Annotated in this window: 15 protein-coding genes; 10 read left to right on the top strand and 5 right to left on the bottom strand. The window is 60.3% G+C overall.

Annotated features, from left to right (window positions below):
• Positions 1 to 37: 37 nt before the first annotated feature.
• Entirely contained in the window at positions 38 to 931 is an 894-nt protein-coding gene (locus JFT66_RS12975; RefSeq protein ID WP_034115708.1) for a LysR family transcriptional regulator ArgP, read from the bottom strand.
• Positions 932 to 1,031: 100 nt separating this feature from the next.
• On the opposite strand from JFT66_RS12975, the gene JFT66_RS12970 reads away from it, so the two are divergent.
• From JFT66_RS12970 to JFT66_RS12940, 7 genes are all read left to right on the top strand, one after another.
• The gene (locus tag JFT66_RS12970; protein ID WP_153839049.1) at positions 1,032 to 1,433 is read left to right on the top strand and encodes an ACT domain-containing protein; all 402 of its coding nucleotides are present in this window, start codon (positions 1,032 to 1,034) and stop codon (positions 1,431 to 1,433) included.
• 5 nt (positions 1,434 to 1,438) lie between these two features.
• Positions 1,439 to 2,038: a LysE/ArgO family amino acid transporter gene (locus JFT66_RS12965; RefSeq protein ID WP_034115710.1), complete on the top strand. Its 600-nt coding sequence runs from the start codon at positions 1,439 to 1,441 to the stop codon at positions 2,036 to 2,038.
• A gap of 178 nt (positions 2,039 to 2,216) precedes the next feature.
• Positions 2,217 to 2,813, top strand: a complete 597-nt coding sequence (locus JFT66_RS12960) for a superoxide dismutase (protein WP_003212997.1) — start codon at positions 2,217 to 2,219, stop codon at positions 2,811 to 2,813.
• A 150-nt stretch (positions 2,814 to 2,963) separates the two neighbouring features.
• The gene (locus JFT66_RS12955; RefSeq protein ID WP_153839050.1) at positions 2,964 to 3,149 is read left to right on the top strand and encodes a hypothetical protein; all 186 of its coding nucleotides are present in this window, start codon (positions 2,964 to 2,966) and stop codon (positions 3,147 to 3,149) included.
• 228 nt (positions 3,150 to 3,377) lie between these two features.
• The gene (locus JFT66_RS12950) at positions 3,378 to 5,429 is read left to right on the top strand and encodes a putative bifunctional diguanylate cyclase/phosphodiesterase (protein ID WP_153839051.1); all 2,052 of its coding nucleotides are present in this window, start codon (positions 3,378 to 3,380) and stop codon (positions 5,427 to 5,429) included.
• A gap of 126 nt (positions 5,430 to 5,555) precedes the next feature.
• A complete protein-coding gene (locus JFT66_RS12945) occupies positions 5,556 to 6,884 on the top strand; it encodes an imelysin family protein (protein WP_153839052.1) in 1,329 nt (442 codons plus the stop codon).
• Between the two features lie 248 nt (positions 6,885 to 7,132).
• A complete protein-coding gene (locus JFT66_RS12940) occupies positions 7,133 to 8,587 on the top strand; it encodes a TrkH family potassium uptake protein (protein WP_034115714.1) in 1,455 nt (484 codons plus the stop codon).
• On the opposite strand, the gene JFT66_RS12935 is transcribed toward JFT66_RS12940, so the two are convergent.
• Entirely contained in the window at positions 8,544 to 9,602 is a 1,059-nt protein-coding gene (locus tag JFT66_RS12935) for an AraC family transcriptional regulator (RefSeq protein WP_034115715.1), read from the bottom strand. The genes JFT66_RS12940 and JFT66_RS12935 overlap by 44 nt on opposite strands.
• 160 nt (positions 9,603 to 9,762) lie before the next feature.
• On the opposite strand from JFT66_RS12935, the gene JFT66_RS12930 reads away from it, so the two are divergent.
• Complete coding sequence (locus JFT66_RS12930) at positions 9,763 to 10,074, top strand: Mpo1-like protein (RefSeq protein WP_034115716.1); 312 nt, start codon at positions 9,763 to 9,765, stop codon at positions 10,072 to 10,074.
• A gap of 10 nt (positions 10,075 to 10,084) precedes the next feature.
• Here JFT66_RS12930 and JFT66_RS12925 read toward each other — a convergent pair whose 3' ends face one another.
• A complete protein-coding gene (locus JFT66_RS12925; protein WP_162524927.1) occupies positions 10,085 to 10,423 on the bottom strand; it encodes a hypothetical protein in 339 nt (112 codons plus the stop codon).
• A gap of 14 nt (positions 10,424 to 10,437) precedes the next feature.
• Here JFT66_RS12925 and JFT66_RS12920 point away from each other — a divergent pair, with 14 nt between their 5' ends.
• Positions 10,438 to 10,620: a hypothetical protein gene (locus JFT66_RS12920; RefSeq protein WP_032879737.1), complete on the top strand. Its 183-nt coding sequence runs from the start codon at positions 10,438 to 10,440 to the stop codon at positions 10,618 to 10,620.
• A gap of 103 nt (positions 10,621 to 10,723) precedes the next feature.
• Complete coding sequence (locus tag JFT66_RS12915; RefSeq protein WP_153839055.1) at positions 10,724 to 11,920, top strand: MFS transporter; 1,197 nt, start codon at positions 10,724 to 10,726, stop codon at positions 11,918 to 11,920.
• Here JFT66_RS12915 and arfB read toward each other — a convergent pair.
• Positions 11,917 to 12,330: an alternative ribosome rescue aminoacyl-tRNA hydrolase ArfB gene (arfB, locus tag JFT66_RS12910; protein ID WP_034115719.1), complete on the bottom strand. Its 414-nt coding sequence runs from the start codon at positions 12,328 to 12,330 to the stop codon at positions 11,917 to 11,919. The two genes, JFT66_RS12915 and arfB, sit on opposite strands and share 4 nt — an antisense overlap.
• A gap of 12 nt (positions 12,331 to 12,342) precedes the next feature.
• Positions 12,343 to 13,026, bottom strand: coding sequence for a pentapeptide repeat-containing protein (locus JFT66_RS12905; RefSeq protein ID WP_034115720.1), 684 nt, complete (start codon positions 13,024 to 13,026; stop codon positions 12,343 to 12,345).
• Positions 13,027 to 13,102 lie beyond the last annotated feature (76 nt).

Genomic DNA, 13,102 nt, shown 5'->3' with positions numbered 1-13,102 from the left:
CTTTCGTTTTTCATCGCTGTTGCCTTGACGTCCGCCGCTACTCCAACGGCACCAACCATTGACCACACGCCTGGGCCAGATGGTCGGTCAACAAGCCCAACAGTTGCCCGCCACTGCGCCAATGATGCCAGTACAGCGGCACGTCGATGGGCTTATCTGGCAATAACTCGACCAATACGCCGGTTTCCAACTGGTCGCGCACCTGCAATTCAGGCACCAGGCCCCAACCCAGGCCGGCTTCCGTCAGGCGGATAAAGCCTTCAGATGAGGGGCATAAATGGTGTTCGAAACCACCGTCCACCCCGAGGGAGGCCAGGTAACGGTGTTGCAGGAAGTCATCCGGGCCGAACACCAGCGCCGGCGTGCGTGCCAATTGGTCCGCCCGCACGCCCTCGGGAAAATGCCGGGCTATAAAGGCTGGGCTGGCCAGCGCCCGATAACGCATGGCGCCCAGCAACAGGCTGCGAGCGCCGGCCACCGGGCGCTCGCTGGCGCAGATACAGGCCGCCACTTCACCGGCACGCATGCGTTTGAGGCCGACAGTCTGGTCTTCCACCACCAGGTCCAGCAACAAATGCTGTTCGGCACAGAAATCGCTGACGGCCTCGGCCCACCAGGTGGCAAGGCTGTCAGCATTCAGGGCGATACGCAGGCGCTCGGGCATGCCCTCTTCATCAAGGGCCGGCACCTGGCTTTGCAGGTCACGTTCGAGCAAGCGCACCTGTTGCACATGGTTGAGCAGGCGCCGACCGATATCGGTGGGCGTCGGCGGCGAGGCACGTACCAGCACCGGCTGGCCGATGCGCGCCTCCAGCAACTTGATGCGTTGGGAGATGGCCGACTGCGACAACCCCAGCACCTGGGCACCGCGTTCAAAGCCAGCCTGTTCCACCACCGCCGCCAGGGCAGACAGCAATTTATAGTCGAACATCAGTTTCTCTAATGAGCGATCAGCAATATTGGTTTTTCTTATACAGCCTCCGCCGTGACAATGACCAGCATTGCTTCCCCCTCTTTTAAGGAAACCTCACATGGCTGGCGAAACCGCCCTGGCTACCCTGCTGCGCAGCATGAGCCCGCACTTGAATGACGGCGACTATGTGTTCTGCACATTGCCTGATAACCACATTCCTCAAGGGTGTGAAGTCATCGGCAGCTTTCGTGAACAGGAAGGGCTGACGTTGATTGTCGAACGACAACAGGCTGAACAGGCCGGGTTGAACGTCGACTATGTCGCCGCATGGATCACTCTCAACGTGCATTCCGCGCTCGAAGCCGTGGGCCTGACCGCCGCTTTCGCCAGCGCGCTGGGCAAGGCAGGTATCAGTTGCAATGTGATTGCCGGCTACTACCACGACCATCTGTTTGTCGGTCGCGCCGATGCCGAGCGGGCCATGGACGTATTGCGGCAACTGGCAGCGGACGCGGAGTAAACCCTATGTGGCAAAGTTATGTGAACGGTTTGCTGGTAGCCCTCGGCCTGATCATGGCGATCGGCACCCAGAATGCGTTTGTATTGGCGCAAAGCCTGCGGCGTGAACATCACCTGCCGGTGGCGGCACTGTGCATCGTGTGCGATGCCATTCTGGTGGCGGCCGGGGTATTCGGCCTGGCCACGGTGCTGGCGCAAAACCCGCTGCTGCTGGCGATTGCCCGCTGGGGTGGCGCAGCGTTTTTGTTGTGGTACGGCACCCTGGCCTTGCGTCGGGCGTTTTCGAAACAGAGCCTGGAGCAAGGGGCAAACCTCAAGGTGCGTTCATTGCGAGCTGTATTGCTCAGTGCCTTGGCCGTGACGCTGCTCAACCCCCATGTGTACCTGGACACCGTACTGCTGATCGGCTCACTGGGTGCTCAACAAACCGAACCTGGCGCCTATGTCGCGGGAGCGGCCAGTGCTTCGTTCCTGTGGTTTGCCACCTTGGCCCTCGGTGCCGCATGGTTGGCCCCCTGGCTGGCTCGACCGGCCACCTGGCGTTTACTGGACTTGCTGGTCGCCGTGATGATGTTCTCTGTGGCCTATCAATTGATCAGTGCCTGAGGAATATTCCAAAACGCTCTGGAACCTCTATCCCACACAGTTGTTGCGTGGTTTTGCCGCAACCCCGGTGCTATGATCCGGACCCTGCGCCGCAAAGAGTACAAACTCCCCGGCGCTTGTTTGGCCGCCCGTGATCGGCCTTGCGCTCACCGCAACTGACCTGATTAGGAGAATCATCATGGCTTTCGAATTGCCGCCGCTGCCCTACGCACACGATGCCCTGCAGCCGCACATCTCCAAGGAAACCTTGGAATACCACCACGACAAGCACCACAACACCTATGTCGTGAACCTGAACAACCTGGTGCCAGGCACCGAGTTCGAAGGCAAGACCCTGGAAGAAATCGTCAAGTCTTCCTCGGGCGGTATCTTCAACAACGCCGCTCAGGTCTGGAACCACACCTTCTACTGGAACTGCCTGGCGCCAAACGCCGGCGGCCAACCTACCGGCGCACTGGCTGAGGCCATCAACGCTGCGTTCGGTTCGTTCGACAAGTTCAAGGAAGAGTTCACCAAGACGTCCGTCGGCACCTTCGGTTCCGGTTGGGGCTGGCTGGTGAAAAAGGCTGACGGCTCCCTGGCCCTGGCCAGCACCATCGGCGCCGGCAACCCGCTGACCAGCGGCGACACCCCGCTGCTGACCTGCGATGTGTGGGAACACGCCTACTACATCGACTACCGCAACGTGCGTCCAAAGTATGTGGAAGCGTTCTGGAACCTGGTCAACTGGAAGTTCGTGGCTGAGCAGTTCGAAGGCAAGACCTTCACTGCCTAAGCAACGCTTGCAGTAGAAAGAGCCCGGCAATTGCCGGGCTTTTTTATGGGCGCCGGACTGATAGGCCAGAAATACCGGAACTCAACAGTAACAATTCACCACACAAACGCCAGGAGGAATAAACCTCCTAACTCAATGTGGAGAGTGACGATGGATCCTATTTCGATGGCAGCGGGGGTTGCGGGTGCAGTCCCAATCGTAGCGGGTATTGTTGATAAAGGGCTGGACCTGGCAGACGGCGCAATGGACCTGGCAAACAAAGTCCTGGACACGGTCGGTGAAGGCGCGAAGGTCGGTGGGGAAGAGCAACAGCCTCAAGGTCAGGTCAATTTTTAAAAACGTCGACAACTAGAAGGCGGATCTCCTCCGCCTTCTTCCTGCTGGGCTTCGCCCCCTAACCTTCCTCGCTTCTGACAAGCCCGGACATAAGCGAGCGCCTCTCTAGGCTTATCCAGCCAAAACCTCAATTGCACTCAGGTCCCAATGTCCCTTTGACTGCCCTCTCGAGATTGCCAATACTCATGGCATATTGAAGGCCACCCGCATGAGACAAGGAATGCCCCTTTGAAGCTGGAACTCAAGAACAGCTTGTCGGTGAAGTTGCTACGGGTTGTGCTGCTGTCGGCATTGATCGTGGGCGTGGCGCTGAGCGTGGCGCAGATCGTTTTCGATGCCTACAAGACGCGCCAGGCCGTGGCCGGCGATGCCCAGCGCATCCTCGACATGTTTCGCGACCCATCGACCCAGGCCGTCTACAGCCTGGACCGCGAGATGGGCATGCAGGTGATCGAAGGGTTGTTCCAGGACGACGCGGTGCGCATGGCCTCCATCGGCCATCCCAACGAGACCATGCTCGCGGAAAAAACCCGCGCCTTGCAGCAGTCCCCCAGCCGCTGGTTGACCGACCTGATTCTTGGCCAGGAACGCACGTTCACCACCGCATTGGTCGGCAAGGGCCCTTACAGCGAATATTACGGCGACCTGAGTATCACCCTCGATACGGCCACCTACGGCAAAGGCTTTATTGTCAGCTCTGTGATCATCTTTATTTCCGGCGTCCTGCGCGCCCTGGCCATGGGCCTGGTGCTGTACCTGGTTTATCACTGGCTGCTGACCAAACCACTGTCGCGGATCATCGAGCACCTGACCTCGATCAACCCGGACCGCCCCAGCGAGCACAAGATCCCTCAGCTCAAGGGTCACGAACGCAACGAGCTGGGGCTGTGGATAAACACCGCCAACCAGTTGCTCGAATCCATAGAGCGCAATACCCATCTGCGCCACGAGGCTGAATCGAGCCTGTTGCGCATGGCCCAATACGACTTCCTCACCGGCCTGCCGAACCGCCAGAAGTTGCAGGAGCAACTGGACAAGATCCTCACCGATGCCGGCCGTCGCCAACGACGCGTGGCGGTGTTGTGCGTGGGGCTGGATGACTTCAAGAGCGTCAACGAACAATTCACCTACCAGGCCGGCGACAAACTGCTGCTGGCCCTGGCCGACCGCTTGCGCGCCCACAGCGGTCGCCTTGGCACCCTCGCCCGCTTGGGCGGCGACCAGTTCGCCCTGGTGCAAGCCGATATCGACCAACCTTACGAAGCCGCCGAACTGGCGCAAAGCATCCTCGACGACCTGGAAGCTGAGTTCGCCTTAGACCATGACCTGATCCGCCTGCGCGCAACCATCGGCATCACGCTGTTCCCGGAAGATGGCGACAGCACCGAGAAGCTGCTGCAAAAAGCCGAGCAGACCATGACCCTGGCCAAGAGCCGCTCGCGCAACCGCTATCAGTTTTATATCGCCAGCGTCGACAGCGAAATGCGCCGGCGCCGCGAGCTGGAAAAAGACCTGCGTGACGCCCTTGGCCGCGACCAGTTCCACTTGGTGTACCAACCGCAGATCAGCTACCGCGACAACCGCGTGGTCGGCGTGGAAGCCCTGTTGCGCTGGCACCACCCGGAACACGGCCTGGTACCGCCTGACCTGTTTATCCCGCTGGCGGAGCAGAACGGCACCATTATTCCGATTGGCGAATGGGTGCTCGACCAGGCGTGCCGGCAACTGCGCGAATGGCATGACCTGGGCTTCACCGCGCTGCGCATGGCGGTCAACCTGTCCACCGTGCAATTGCACCACACCGAGTTGCCGCGCGTGGTCAACAACCTGATGCAGATCTATCGCCTGCCGCCGCGCAGCCTGGAGCTGGAAGTCACCGAGACCGGCCTGATGGAAGACATCAGCACCGCCGCCCAGCACCTGCTGAGCCTGCGTCGCTCCGGGGCGCTGATCGCCATTGATGACTTCGGCACCGGCTATTCATCCCTGAGTTACCTCAAAAGCCTGCCGCTGGACAAGATCAAGATCGACAAGAGCTTCGTTCAGGACCTGCAGGATGACGACGATGACGCAACGATCGTGCGCGCCATTATTCAACTGGGCAAAAGCCTGGGCATGCAGGTGATTGCCGAAGGCGTGGAGACCGCTGAGCAAGAGGCTTACATCATTTCCGAGGGTTGCCACGAGGGGCAGGGCTATCACTACAGCAAACCGCTGCAGGCGCGGGAGTTGGCGGCTTATTTGAAACAGTCCGAGCGCAATAACGCGGTGAGTCTTTGAACTAACAGACCGATACTAAATATTTCCCGCGCATAAGCCTTTACACAAAATGCAAATCTTTCGCATTATGTCGCAGCTTTTGCGCTCCCCGCGCGCCCTATTCACAATCGAAGCAGGATGTTCGCCATGATTCGTATGCCCCTGGCCACCGCCAGTCTGCTGGCCATTGCCATTTCTCTTGCCGGTTGCGGCGAAGGTAAAGACAAGGCCGCCGCGCCTCAAGCACCCGCTGCCGCCAGCACTACCGCACCGGCGGCAGGCCAGGTCGACGAAGCGGCCGCCAAGGCCGTGGTCGCGCACTACGCGGACATGGTATTTGCCGTCTACAGCGATGCCGAATCCACCGCGAAAACCCTGCAGACCGCGATCGATACTTTCCTCGCCAACCCGAACGACGATACCCTGAAAGCGGCCCGTACCGCCTGGATCGCCGCTCGCGTGCCGTACCTGCAGAGCGAAGTGTTCCGCTTCGGCAACACCATCATCGACGACTGGGAAGGCCAAGTGAACGCCTGGCCGCTGGACGAGGGCCTGATCGACTACGTCGACAAATCCTACGAGCACGCACTGGGTAACCCGGGCGCCACTGCCAACATCATCGCCAATAACGAGATCCAGGTTGGCGAAGACAAGATCGACGTCAAGGAAATCACTCCGGAAAAACTCGCCAGCCTCAATGAACTGGGCGGTTCCGAAGCCAACGTTGCCACCGGCTACCACGCCATCGAATTCCTGCTCTGGGGCCAGGACCTCAACGGCACCGGCCCAGGCGCGGGCAACCGCCCGGCCTCGGACTACATGACCGGTGACGGTGCAACTGGCGGCCACAACGAGCGCCGTCGCACTTACCTGCGCGCCGTGACCCAACTGCTGGTCAGCGACCTGGAAGAAATGGTCGGCAACTGGAAGCCCAACGTCGAAGACAACTACCGCGCCACCCTGGAGTCGGAACCTGCCACCGACGGCCTGCGCAAAATGCTGTTCGGCATGGGCAGCCTGTCCCTTGGTGAGCTGGCCGGTGAGCGCATGAAGGTGTCCCTGGAAGCCAACTCGCCGGAAGACGAGCACGATTGCTTCAGCGATAACACCCACAACTCGCAGTTCTACGACGCCAAGGGCATCCGCAACGTCTACCTGGGCGAATACACCCGTGTTGACGGCACCAAACTGACCGGTGCCAGCCTGTCGTCCCTGGTGGCCAAGGCCGACCCGACGGCCGATGCAGCCCTCAAGGCTGACCTGGCGGCGACCGAAGCCAAGATCCAGGTGATGGTAGACCGCGCCAACGACGGCGAGCACTACGACCAGTTGATCGCCGCCGGCAATGAAAAGGGCAACCAGATCGTACGCGACGCCATCGCCGCACTGGTCAAGCAGACCGGTTCGATCGAAGCGGCTGCGGGCAAACTGGGCATTACCGACCTGAACCCGGACAGCGCTGATCACGAGTTCTGATCCGTACGCAGTTGAGAAAGGCGACCTTCGGGTCGCCTTTTTCATACCCGCGACCAAACACCACAGATCCCCTGTGGGAGGGGGCTTGCCCCCGATAGCGGTGGACCAGCAGCCACATTCTTCACTGACCCACCGCAATCGGGGGCAAGCCCCCTCCCACATTTGATCGGCATCGTCTGGGGCAGCCCGGTTTACATGCCCTGCACCACAGGTAGAATGGCGCCACTCCCCATACCCGAGCGAATTTCATGGCGTTGCCGACCCTACGCATCATCGGTTTCATCATCGGCATCTTCCTGATCACTCTTGCGATCGCCATGGTCATTCCAATGGCCACCCTAGTGATCTTCGAACGTACCAGCGATTTGCCCTCGTTCCTGTGGGCCAGCATGATCACCTTTATCGCCGGCCTGGCCCTGGTCATCCCCGGTCGCCCCGAACATATACACCTGCGCCCCCGGGACATGTACCTGCTGACAGTCAGCAGTTGGGTGGTGGTGTGCATCTTCGCCGCCCTGCCCTTTTTGCTGACCCAGCACATCAGCTACACCGACTCCTTCTTCGAAAGCATGTCGGGCATCACCGCTACTGGCGCCACCGTATTGAGCGGCCTGGACAGCATGTCGCCGGGCATCCTGATGTGGCGTTCGCTGTTGCACTGGCTCGGCGGTATCGGCTTTATCGGCATGGCGGTGGCGATCCTGCCGCTGCTGCGCATCGGTGGCATGCGCCTGTTCCAGACCGAATCCTCGGACCGTTCGGAAAAGGTCATGCCCCGTTCGCACATGGTGGCGCGGCTGATCGTAGCCGCGTATGTGGGCATCACCATCTTAGGCAGCCTGGCATTCTGGTGGGCCGGAATGGGTTTGTTCGATGCGATCAACCACGCGATGTCGGCGATTTCCACCGGTGGGTTTTCCACCTCGGATGAGTCCCTCGCGCACTGGAAACAACCGGCGGTGCACTGGGTCGCGGTGGTGGTGATGATCCTCGGCAGCTTGCCATTCGCCCTGTATGTGGCCACGTTGCGCGGCAACCGTCGGGCACTGATCAAGGACCAGCAGGTGCAAGGTTTGCTCGGCCTGTTGCTCGTGACTTGGCTGGTACTCGGCACATGGTACTGGTGGACCACCGACTTGCACTGGCTCGATGCCTTGCGCCATGTGGCGCTCAACGTGACGTCAGTAGTGACGACCACCGGCTTTGCACTGGGGGACTACAGCCTGTGGGGCAACTTCTCACTGATGTTGTTCTTCTACCTGGGCTTTATCGGCGGCTGCTCGGGCTCCACGGCCGGCGGTATCAAGATCTTCCGTTTCCAGGTCGCCTATATCCTGCTCAAGGCCAACTTGAACCAACTGATTCACCCACGCGCGGTGATCAAGCAGAAGTACAACGGCCATCGCCTTGACGAAGAAATCGTGCGCTCGATCCTGACCTTTTCGTTCTTCTTCGCCATCACCATCTGCGTGATCGCCCTGGCCTTGTCATTACTGGGTGTGGACTGGATGACCGCGTTGACCGGCGCCGCCAGTACCGTCTCCGGAGTCGGCCCGGGCCTTGGCGAAACCATCGGCCCGGCCGGCAACTTCGCCACCCTGCCGGACGCCGCCAAGTGGATCCTGTCGCTGGGCATGCTGCTGGGCCGACTGGAAATTATTACGGTGTTTGTGCTGTGCATTCCGGCGTTCTGGCGCCACTGACCGCCGACATTTCCAGCAATCGCGCCCGGTACTCGCCGGGCGTAGCATCGAACCAGCGACGAAACGCGCGGAAAAAGTTGCTCGGGTCGGCAAAACCCAGCAGGTAGGCAATTTCCAGCAAGGTCATGCCTGGCTGCGCTAGATATTGCTCGGCCAGTTCGCGCCGGGTGTCATCGAGCAAGGCCTGGAAGCTGGTGCCTTCTTCCTGTAAACGCCGCTGCAACGTGCGCTGGGACAGGTGCAGCGTCTGGGCCACCGCTTCGCGCTTGGGTTCGCCCTGGGGCAAAAGGCGGCACAACACCTGCCGCGCCTTGTGGGTCACGCGGCTTTCGGAAAAGCGCGCCAGGTATTCACCGGCAAAGCGGTCGTGCAACCGCGCCATGGCTTCGTTGGCCGTGGGCAACGGCGCGTCCATGTCGGCTTGCTCGAAGATCAGCGCGTCATAGGGTGCATTGAATTGCAAAGGCGCATGGAACGCCTGTTTGTAAGGCGTCAGGTCCGCCGGTTGATCGCCCTGCAGCAGCACTTTGCGCGGTTGCAGGGTGCGCCCGGTAAGCCAGCCGCACAGGGCCAGGGCGCTGGCCAACGAGGCTTCGGCGCTTTGTCGGGTCGGTGGCAGGTGATCGCCATGGACCGTCAGAATCAACGCATAGCCTTCGGGTAAGAGTCGGAAACTCAAGTCGGCGCTTTCGGCGATGATGCGCTGGTAACGCACCAGTCGCCTAAAACCTTCGGCGAGGGTGTTGCTCGACATCAGGGCATAACCGGCGACATGAAACGAGGCCGGGCGCACCACCTTGCCCATGTTCAGGCCAATTGCCGGGTTGCCCGACACCTCCACCGCACGCTGCCACAGCCGGGTCATGGCGTCCTGAGGGAAACGCGCGTCGGGGTCACTCAGGGCCGCATAATCCAGACCCAGTTGTTTGAACAAGGCACGGCAATCCAGGCCGTCCATTTCCAACGCCTTGACTATCCCCATCGCCCAGCTTGCAGAAGTTGTTCGTTCGCTCATGGCGTCTTCTTGATAAAGCAGGCTCAAACAGCAGCCAGGAAGCCAAGGATACTAAAGTGGCATCTATTGTCACTGGCTGTTACCACTGATCACTCTAGACTCAAATAAGCTCCCCGCCGAACACCTGTTGGGCGGCACAACAACCAGAGGGCCGGTCACCGTGGAAAACGTCAAGAAATTCAACAGCTTTTCCGAATTCTACCCGTACTACCTGAGCGAACACGGCAATAGCACCTGTCGGCGCCTGCACTTTATCGGGACCACTTTGGTGATCGGTATCCTCGCATACGCCGTTGGCAGAGGTTCACTGCTCTTGCTGCTGGCCGTGCCGGTTGCGGGCTACAGCTTTGCCTGGATAGGGCATTTCTTCTTCGAAAAGAACCGCCCGGCGACCTTTCAGCATCCGTTCTACAGCTTGTTGGGGGATTTTGTGATGTACCGCGACATGATTCTGGGCAAGGTGCCCTTCTAGGGGTGTGACGTCATGTCACTTGCGTTTGAACCATGAAAAATTCTGCATACGTGGAGATAAAAGTCTTTTTGTCATTTACGGTGCTGTATCCTGCCAAGGCTTTTTGAGAGCGCGGAATTACCTGCGATTGAAAAAACAGACCTTGCGAGGAGCGACGACGATGCACGAGATACCTAATCTCCCCTTCCCAAGCCTGCACCCAACTGAGCAGCCAACACCGCAGCAGGCCAGCGATAAGCAGCCTGAGGCCAAAGAAGCAAAACCAGTCGACAGCAAAAGCCAGGACTGACGCCGTACCAGACCGTGTGGAAAGCGCACCTTCAAGCGCTTTCCACACTGCCTGAATCATCCGAGACCCCCATCATGACCACTACCCTCCCCGATACGCCGGACGCTGCTGTACTCGACGCTGCCTTGCAGATGGTCGAAGTCTGGAACCGCCTCAGCGCAGACAAGCAAGCGGCACTGCTCAAGCGTTTCGGCACCCAGGAAAACGCCCTGGCGGCCCTGGTGACCACCCAACTGCTGGCCCCCGCCCAGGCCTGATGCGTTCTTGATCTGACGTTTTACATTTTTGCCGCCCTGCCCGGCCTTCGCGCCGGTATCATTAGCAGCCTATCTTTGCCTGCTGCGACAGTGGACCTCTCCCATGCCAGATACCCAGCGCCCCATGGCGGTCACGCTGCAAGTCGTTTCCATCGTGCTGTTTACCTTTATTGGCTACCTGAATATCGGCATTCCCCTGGCCGTATTGCCGGGCTATGTGCATAGCCAATTGGGCTATGGCGCGGTGATTGCCGGGCTGGTGATCAGCGTGCAATACCTGGCTACCCTGCTGAGCCGTCCCTATGCCGGCAAGATCATCGACAACCTGGGCAGCAAGCGCGCGGTACTGATTGGCCTGGTGGGGTGTGGCCTGAGTGGCGTGTTCATGTTGCTCGCGGCGTGGTTTGCCAGCCTGCCGGCCATCAGCCTGGGCAGCCTGTTGATCGGTCGACTGGTGCTGGGCAGCGCTGAAAGCCTGGTGGGCTCGGGTGCAATTGGCTGGGGCATCGGCCGCGTCGGAGCGGCGAATACGGCCAAGGTCATCTCCTGGAACGGTATCGCCAGTTACGGCGCGCTGGCCGTCGGCGCACCGCTGGGGGTGCTGCTGGTCAGCCACTTCGGGCTGTGGAGCATGGGCCTGAGCATCATTCTGCTGGCGGTGGTGGGCGTGCTGTTGGCCTGGAAGAAAGAAGCGGCGCCGATTGTGCCCGGTGTACGTTTACCGTTCATGAATGTACTGGGGCGGGTGCTGCCCCATGGGTGCGCGCTGGCGCTGGGCTCCATCGGCTTTGGCACCATCGCCACCTTTATCACGCTGTACTACAGCACCCAGCAGTGGGATAACGCGGTGTGGGCCTTGAGCTTGTTCGGCGCCAGCTTTATCGGTGCTCGCTTGCTGTTTGGCAATTTGATCAACCGCATTGGCGGCTTTCGGGTCGCGATTGCCTGCCTGTCGGTGGAAGTGCTCGGCCTGCTGTTGTTGTGGCTGGCGCCGGATGCACATCTGGCCTTGGCTGGCGCTGCATTGAGTGGCTTCGGCTTTTCCCTGGTGTTCCCGGCGCTGGGCGTGGAGGCGGTCAATCTGGTGCCAGCCTCCAGCCGTGGCTCGGCGGTGGGCGCCTATTCGCTGTTTATCGACTTGTCGCTGGGCATCACCGGGCCGCTGGCCGGTGCCGTGGCGGCAGGCTTCGGCTTTGCGTCGATCTTCCTGTTCGCCGCCCTGGCCGCGTTCGCTGGCTTGTTGCTGAGTGTGTACTTGTACCGCCAGGCCCCCAAGGCCCGGGAAATACGCGACGCCTAGAAGTCGACCTTGCCGCGCCCGGCCTTGATGCTGCCGCGCTTGGTCTTGGACTCCAGGCGGCGCTTTTTCGAGCCCAGGGTAGGCTTGGTCGGCCGGCGCTTTTTCTCCACCTTGGTGGCGCTCTGGATCAATTCCACCAAGCGTTCCAGCGCATCGGCGCGGTTCTGTTCCTGGGTACGATATTGCTGGGCCTTGAGCACCAGCACGCCTTCGCTGGTGATACGGCTGTCGCGCAACGCCAGCAGGCGCTCCTTGTAGAACTCCGGCAACGACGACGCCGGGATATCAAAACGCAGGTGCACCGCACTCGACACCTTGTTGACGTTCTGCCCGCCGGCGCCCTGGGCACGAATGGCGGTCAGCTCGATCTCGGCATCGGGCAGGTGCACAGTGTTGGAAATTACCAGCATCAATCAAAAACCCTAGGCAACGGACAAGCCCAACTCGGATAACAGCATCGACGCCTGGGCTTTGGAAATCACGGCGCCTTTGAACAGTTTGGCATCATTGAGGCGAAACCCGCTCAAATCTGCACCGCGCAGGTCGGCTCCGGCGAAATTGGCGCCATTGATGCGGGCATGGGCGAGGCTGCAGTCGATCAGTTCAGCCTTGCGAAAGTCTGCATCCGACAAGTCGCTGTCGGAGAAATCCAGATTGTTGAGCACAGTGCGGGCAAACGACAGGCCGGATAAAAAGGCACTGTTAAGCAGGGTTTCGCTGAAGCTCAACCCCAATGACGCGCAATGAGTGAAATTGGCGCCGGTCAGCTTGCACTGGGTGAAATTCGCCTGGGACAGTTTGCTGCGTTGCCAGCGGGTGTTGTTCAAGTCGCAGCTATTGAACTGCGCCTCCAACAGGTTCGCCGCCTCGAACACGGCCTGGCCGGCGCGGCAGCTTGTCCACTGCGTGCCTTCAAGGCGCGCACCGAGAAAAGACGCCTGGGCCAGGATGCAGCGCTCGAACACCCAATGGTCCAATACCATCCGCGACAGATCGGCCCCACTCAAATCCACCCCAATCAACCGTAACGGCTCGCTGTGCTGGTCGATCAGGTCTTCCAGATCAGAGCGCTGCAAGGTGCCGCCGTCGATATCGGTGTGCTGCATAGGACCTCCGGGCAAGGGTCGACAAAAAACGAGGGGCGAGTCTACCCTGCTCGCGCCCACAAAAAACCCGGCTTGG

Source organism: Pseudomonas sp. MF6755, assembly GCF_016405635.1.
GTDB classification, from domain to species: domain Bacteria; phylum Pseudomonadota; class Gammaproteobacteria; order Pseudomonadales; family Pseudomonadaceae; genus Aquipseudomonas; species Aquipseudomonas haemolytica.
Note: the sequence above shows the minus strand (reverse complement) of the source record. Positions and strands in the feature narration are given on the sequence as shown.

What these genes read in the sequence shown, in the direction of transcription:
- arfB (WP_034115719.1), bottom strand. Translation starts at nt 12,330, where the DNA reads ATGCTGGTAATTTCCAACACTGTGCACCTGCCCGATGCCGAGATCGAG.
- JFT66_RS12965 (WP_034115710.1), top strand. Translation starts at nt 1,439, where the DNA reads ATGTGGCAAAGTTATGTGAACGGTTTGCTGGTAGCCCTCGGCCTGATC.
- JFT66_RS12935 (WP_034115715.1), bottom strand. Translation starts at nt 9,602, where the DNA reads ATGAGCGAACGAACAACTTCTGCAAGCTGGGCGATGGGGATAGTCAAG.
- JFT66_RS12955 (WP_153839050.1), top strand. Translation starts at nt 2,964, where the DNA reads ATGGATCCTATTTCGATGGCAGCGGGGGTTGCGGGTGCAGTCCCAATC.
- JFT66_RS12925 (WP_162524927.1), bottom strand. Translation starts at nt 10,423, where the DNA reads ATGATTCAGGCAGTGTGGAAAGCGCTTGAAGGTGCGCTTTCCACACGG.
- JFT66_RS12945 (WP_153839052.1), top strand. Translation starts at nt 5,556, where the DNA reads ATGATTCGTATGCCCCTGGCCACCGCCAGTCTGCTGGCCATTGCCATT.
- JFT66_RS12940 (WP_034115714.1), top strand. Translation starts at nt 7,133, where the DNA reads ATGGCGTTGCCGACCCTACGCATCATCGGTTTCATCATCGGCATCTTC.
- JFT66_RS12960 (WP_003212997.1), top strand. Translation starts at nt 2,217, where the DNA reads ATGGCTTTCGAATTGCCGCCGCTGCCCTACGCACACGATGCCCTGCAG.
- JFT66_RS12915 (WP_153839055.1), top strand. Translation starts at nt 10,724, where the DNA reads ATGCCAGATACCCAGCGCCCCATGGCGGTCACGCTGCAAGTCGTTTCC.
- JFT66_RS12905 (WP_034115720.1), bottom strand. Translation starts at nt 13,026, where the DNA reads ATGCAGCACACCGATATCGACGGCGGCACCTTGCAGCGCTCTGATCTG.
- JFT66_RS12970 (WP_153839049.1), top strand. Translation starts at nt 1,032, where the DNA reads ATGGCTGGCGAAACCGCCCTGGCTACCCTGCTGCGCAGCATGAGCCCG.
- JFT66_RS12975 (WP_034115708.1), bottom strand. Translation starts at nt 931, where the DNA reads ATGTTCGACTATAAATTGCTGTCTGCCCTGGCGGCGGTGGTGGAACAG.
- JFT66_RS12920 (WP_032879737.1), top strand. Translation starts at nt 10,438, where the DNA reads ATGACCACTACCCTCCCCGATACGCCGGACGCTGCTGTACTCGACGCT.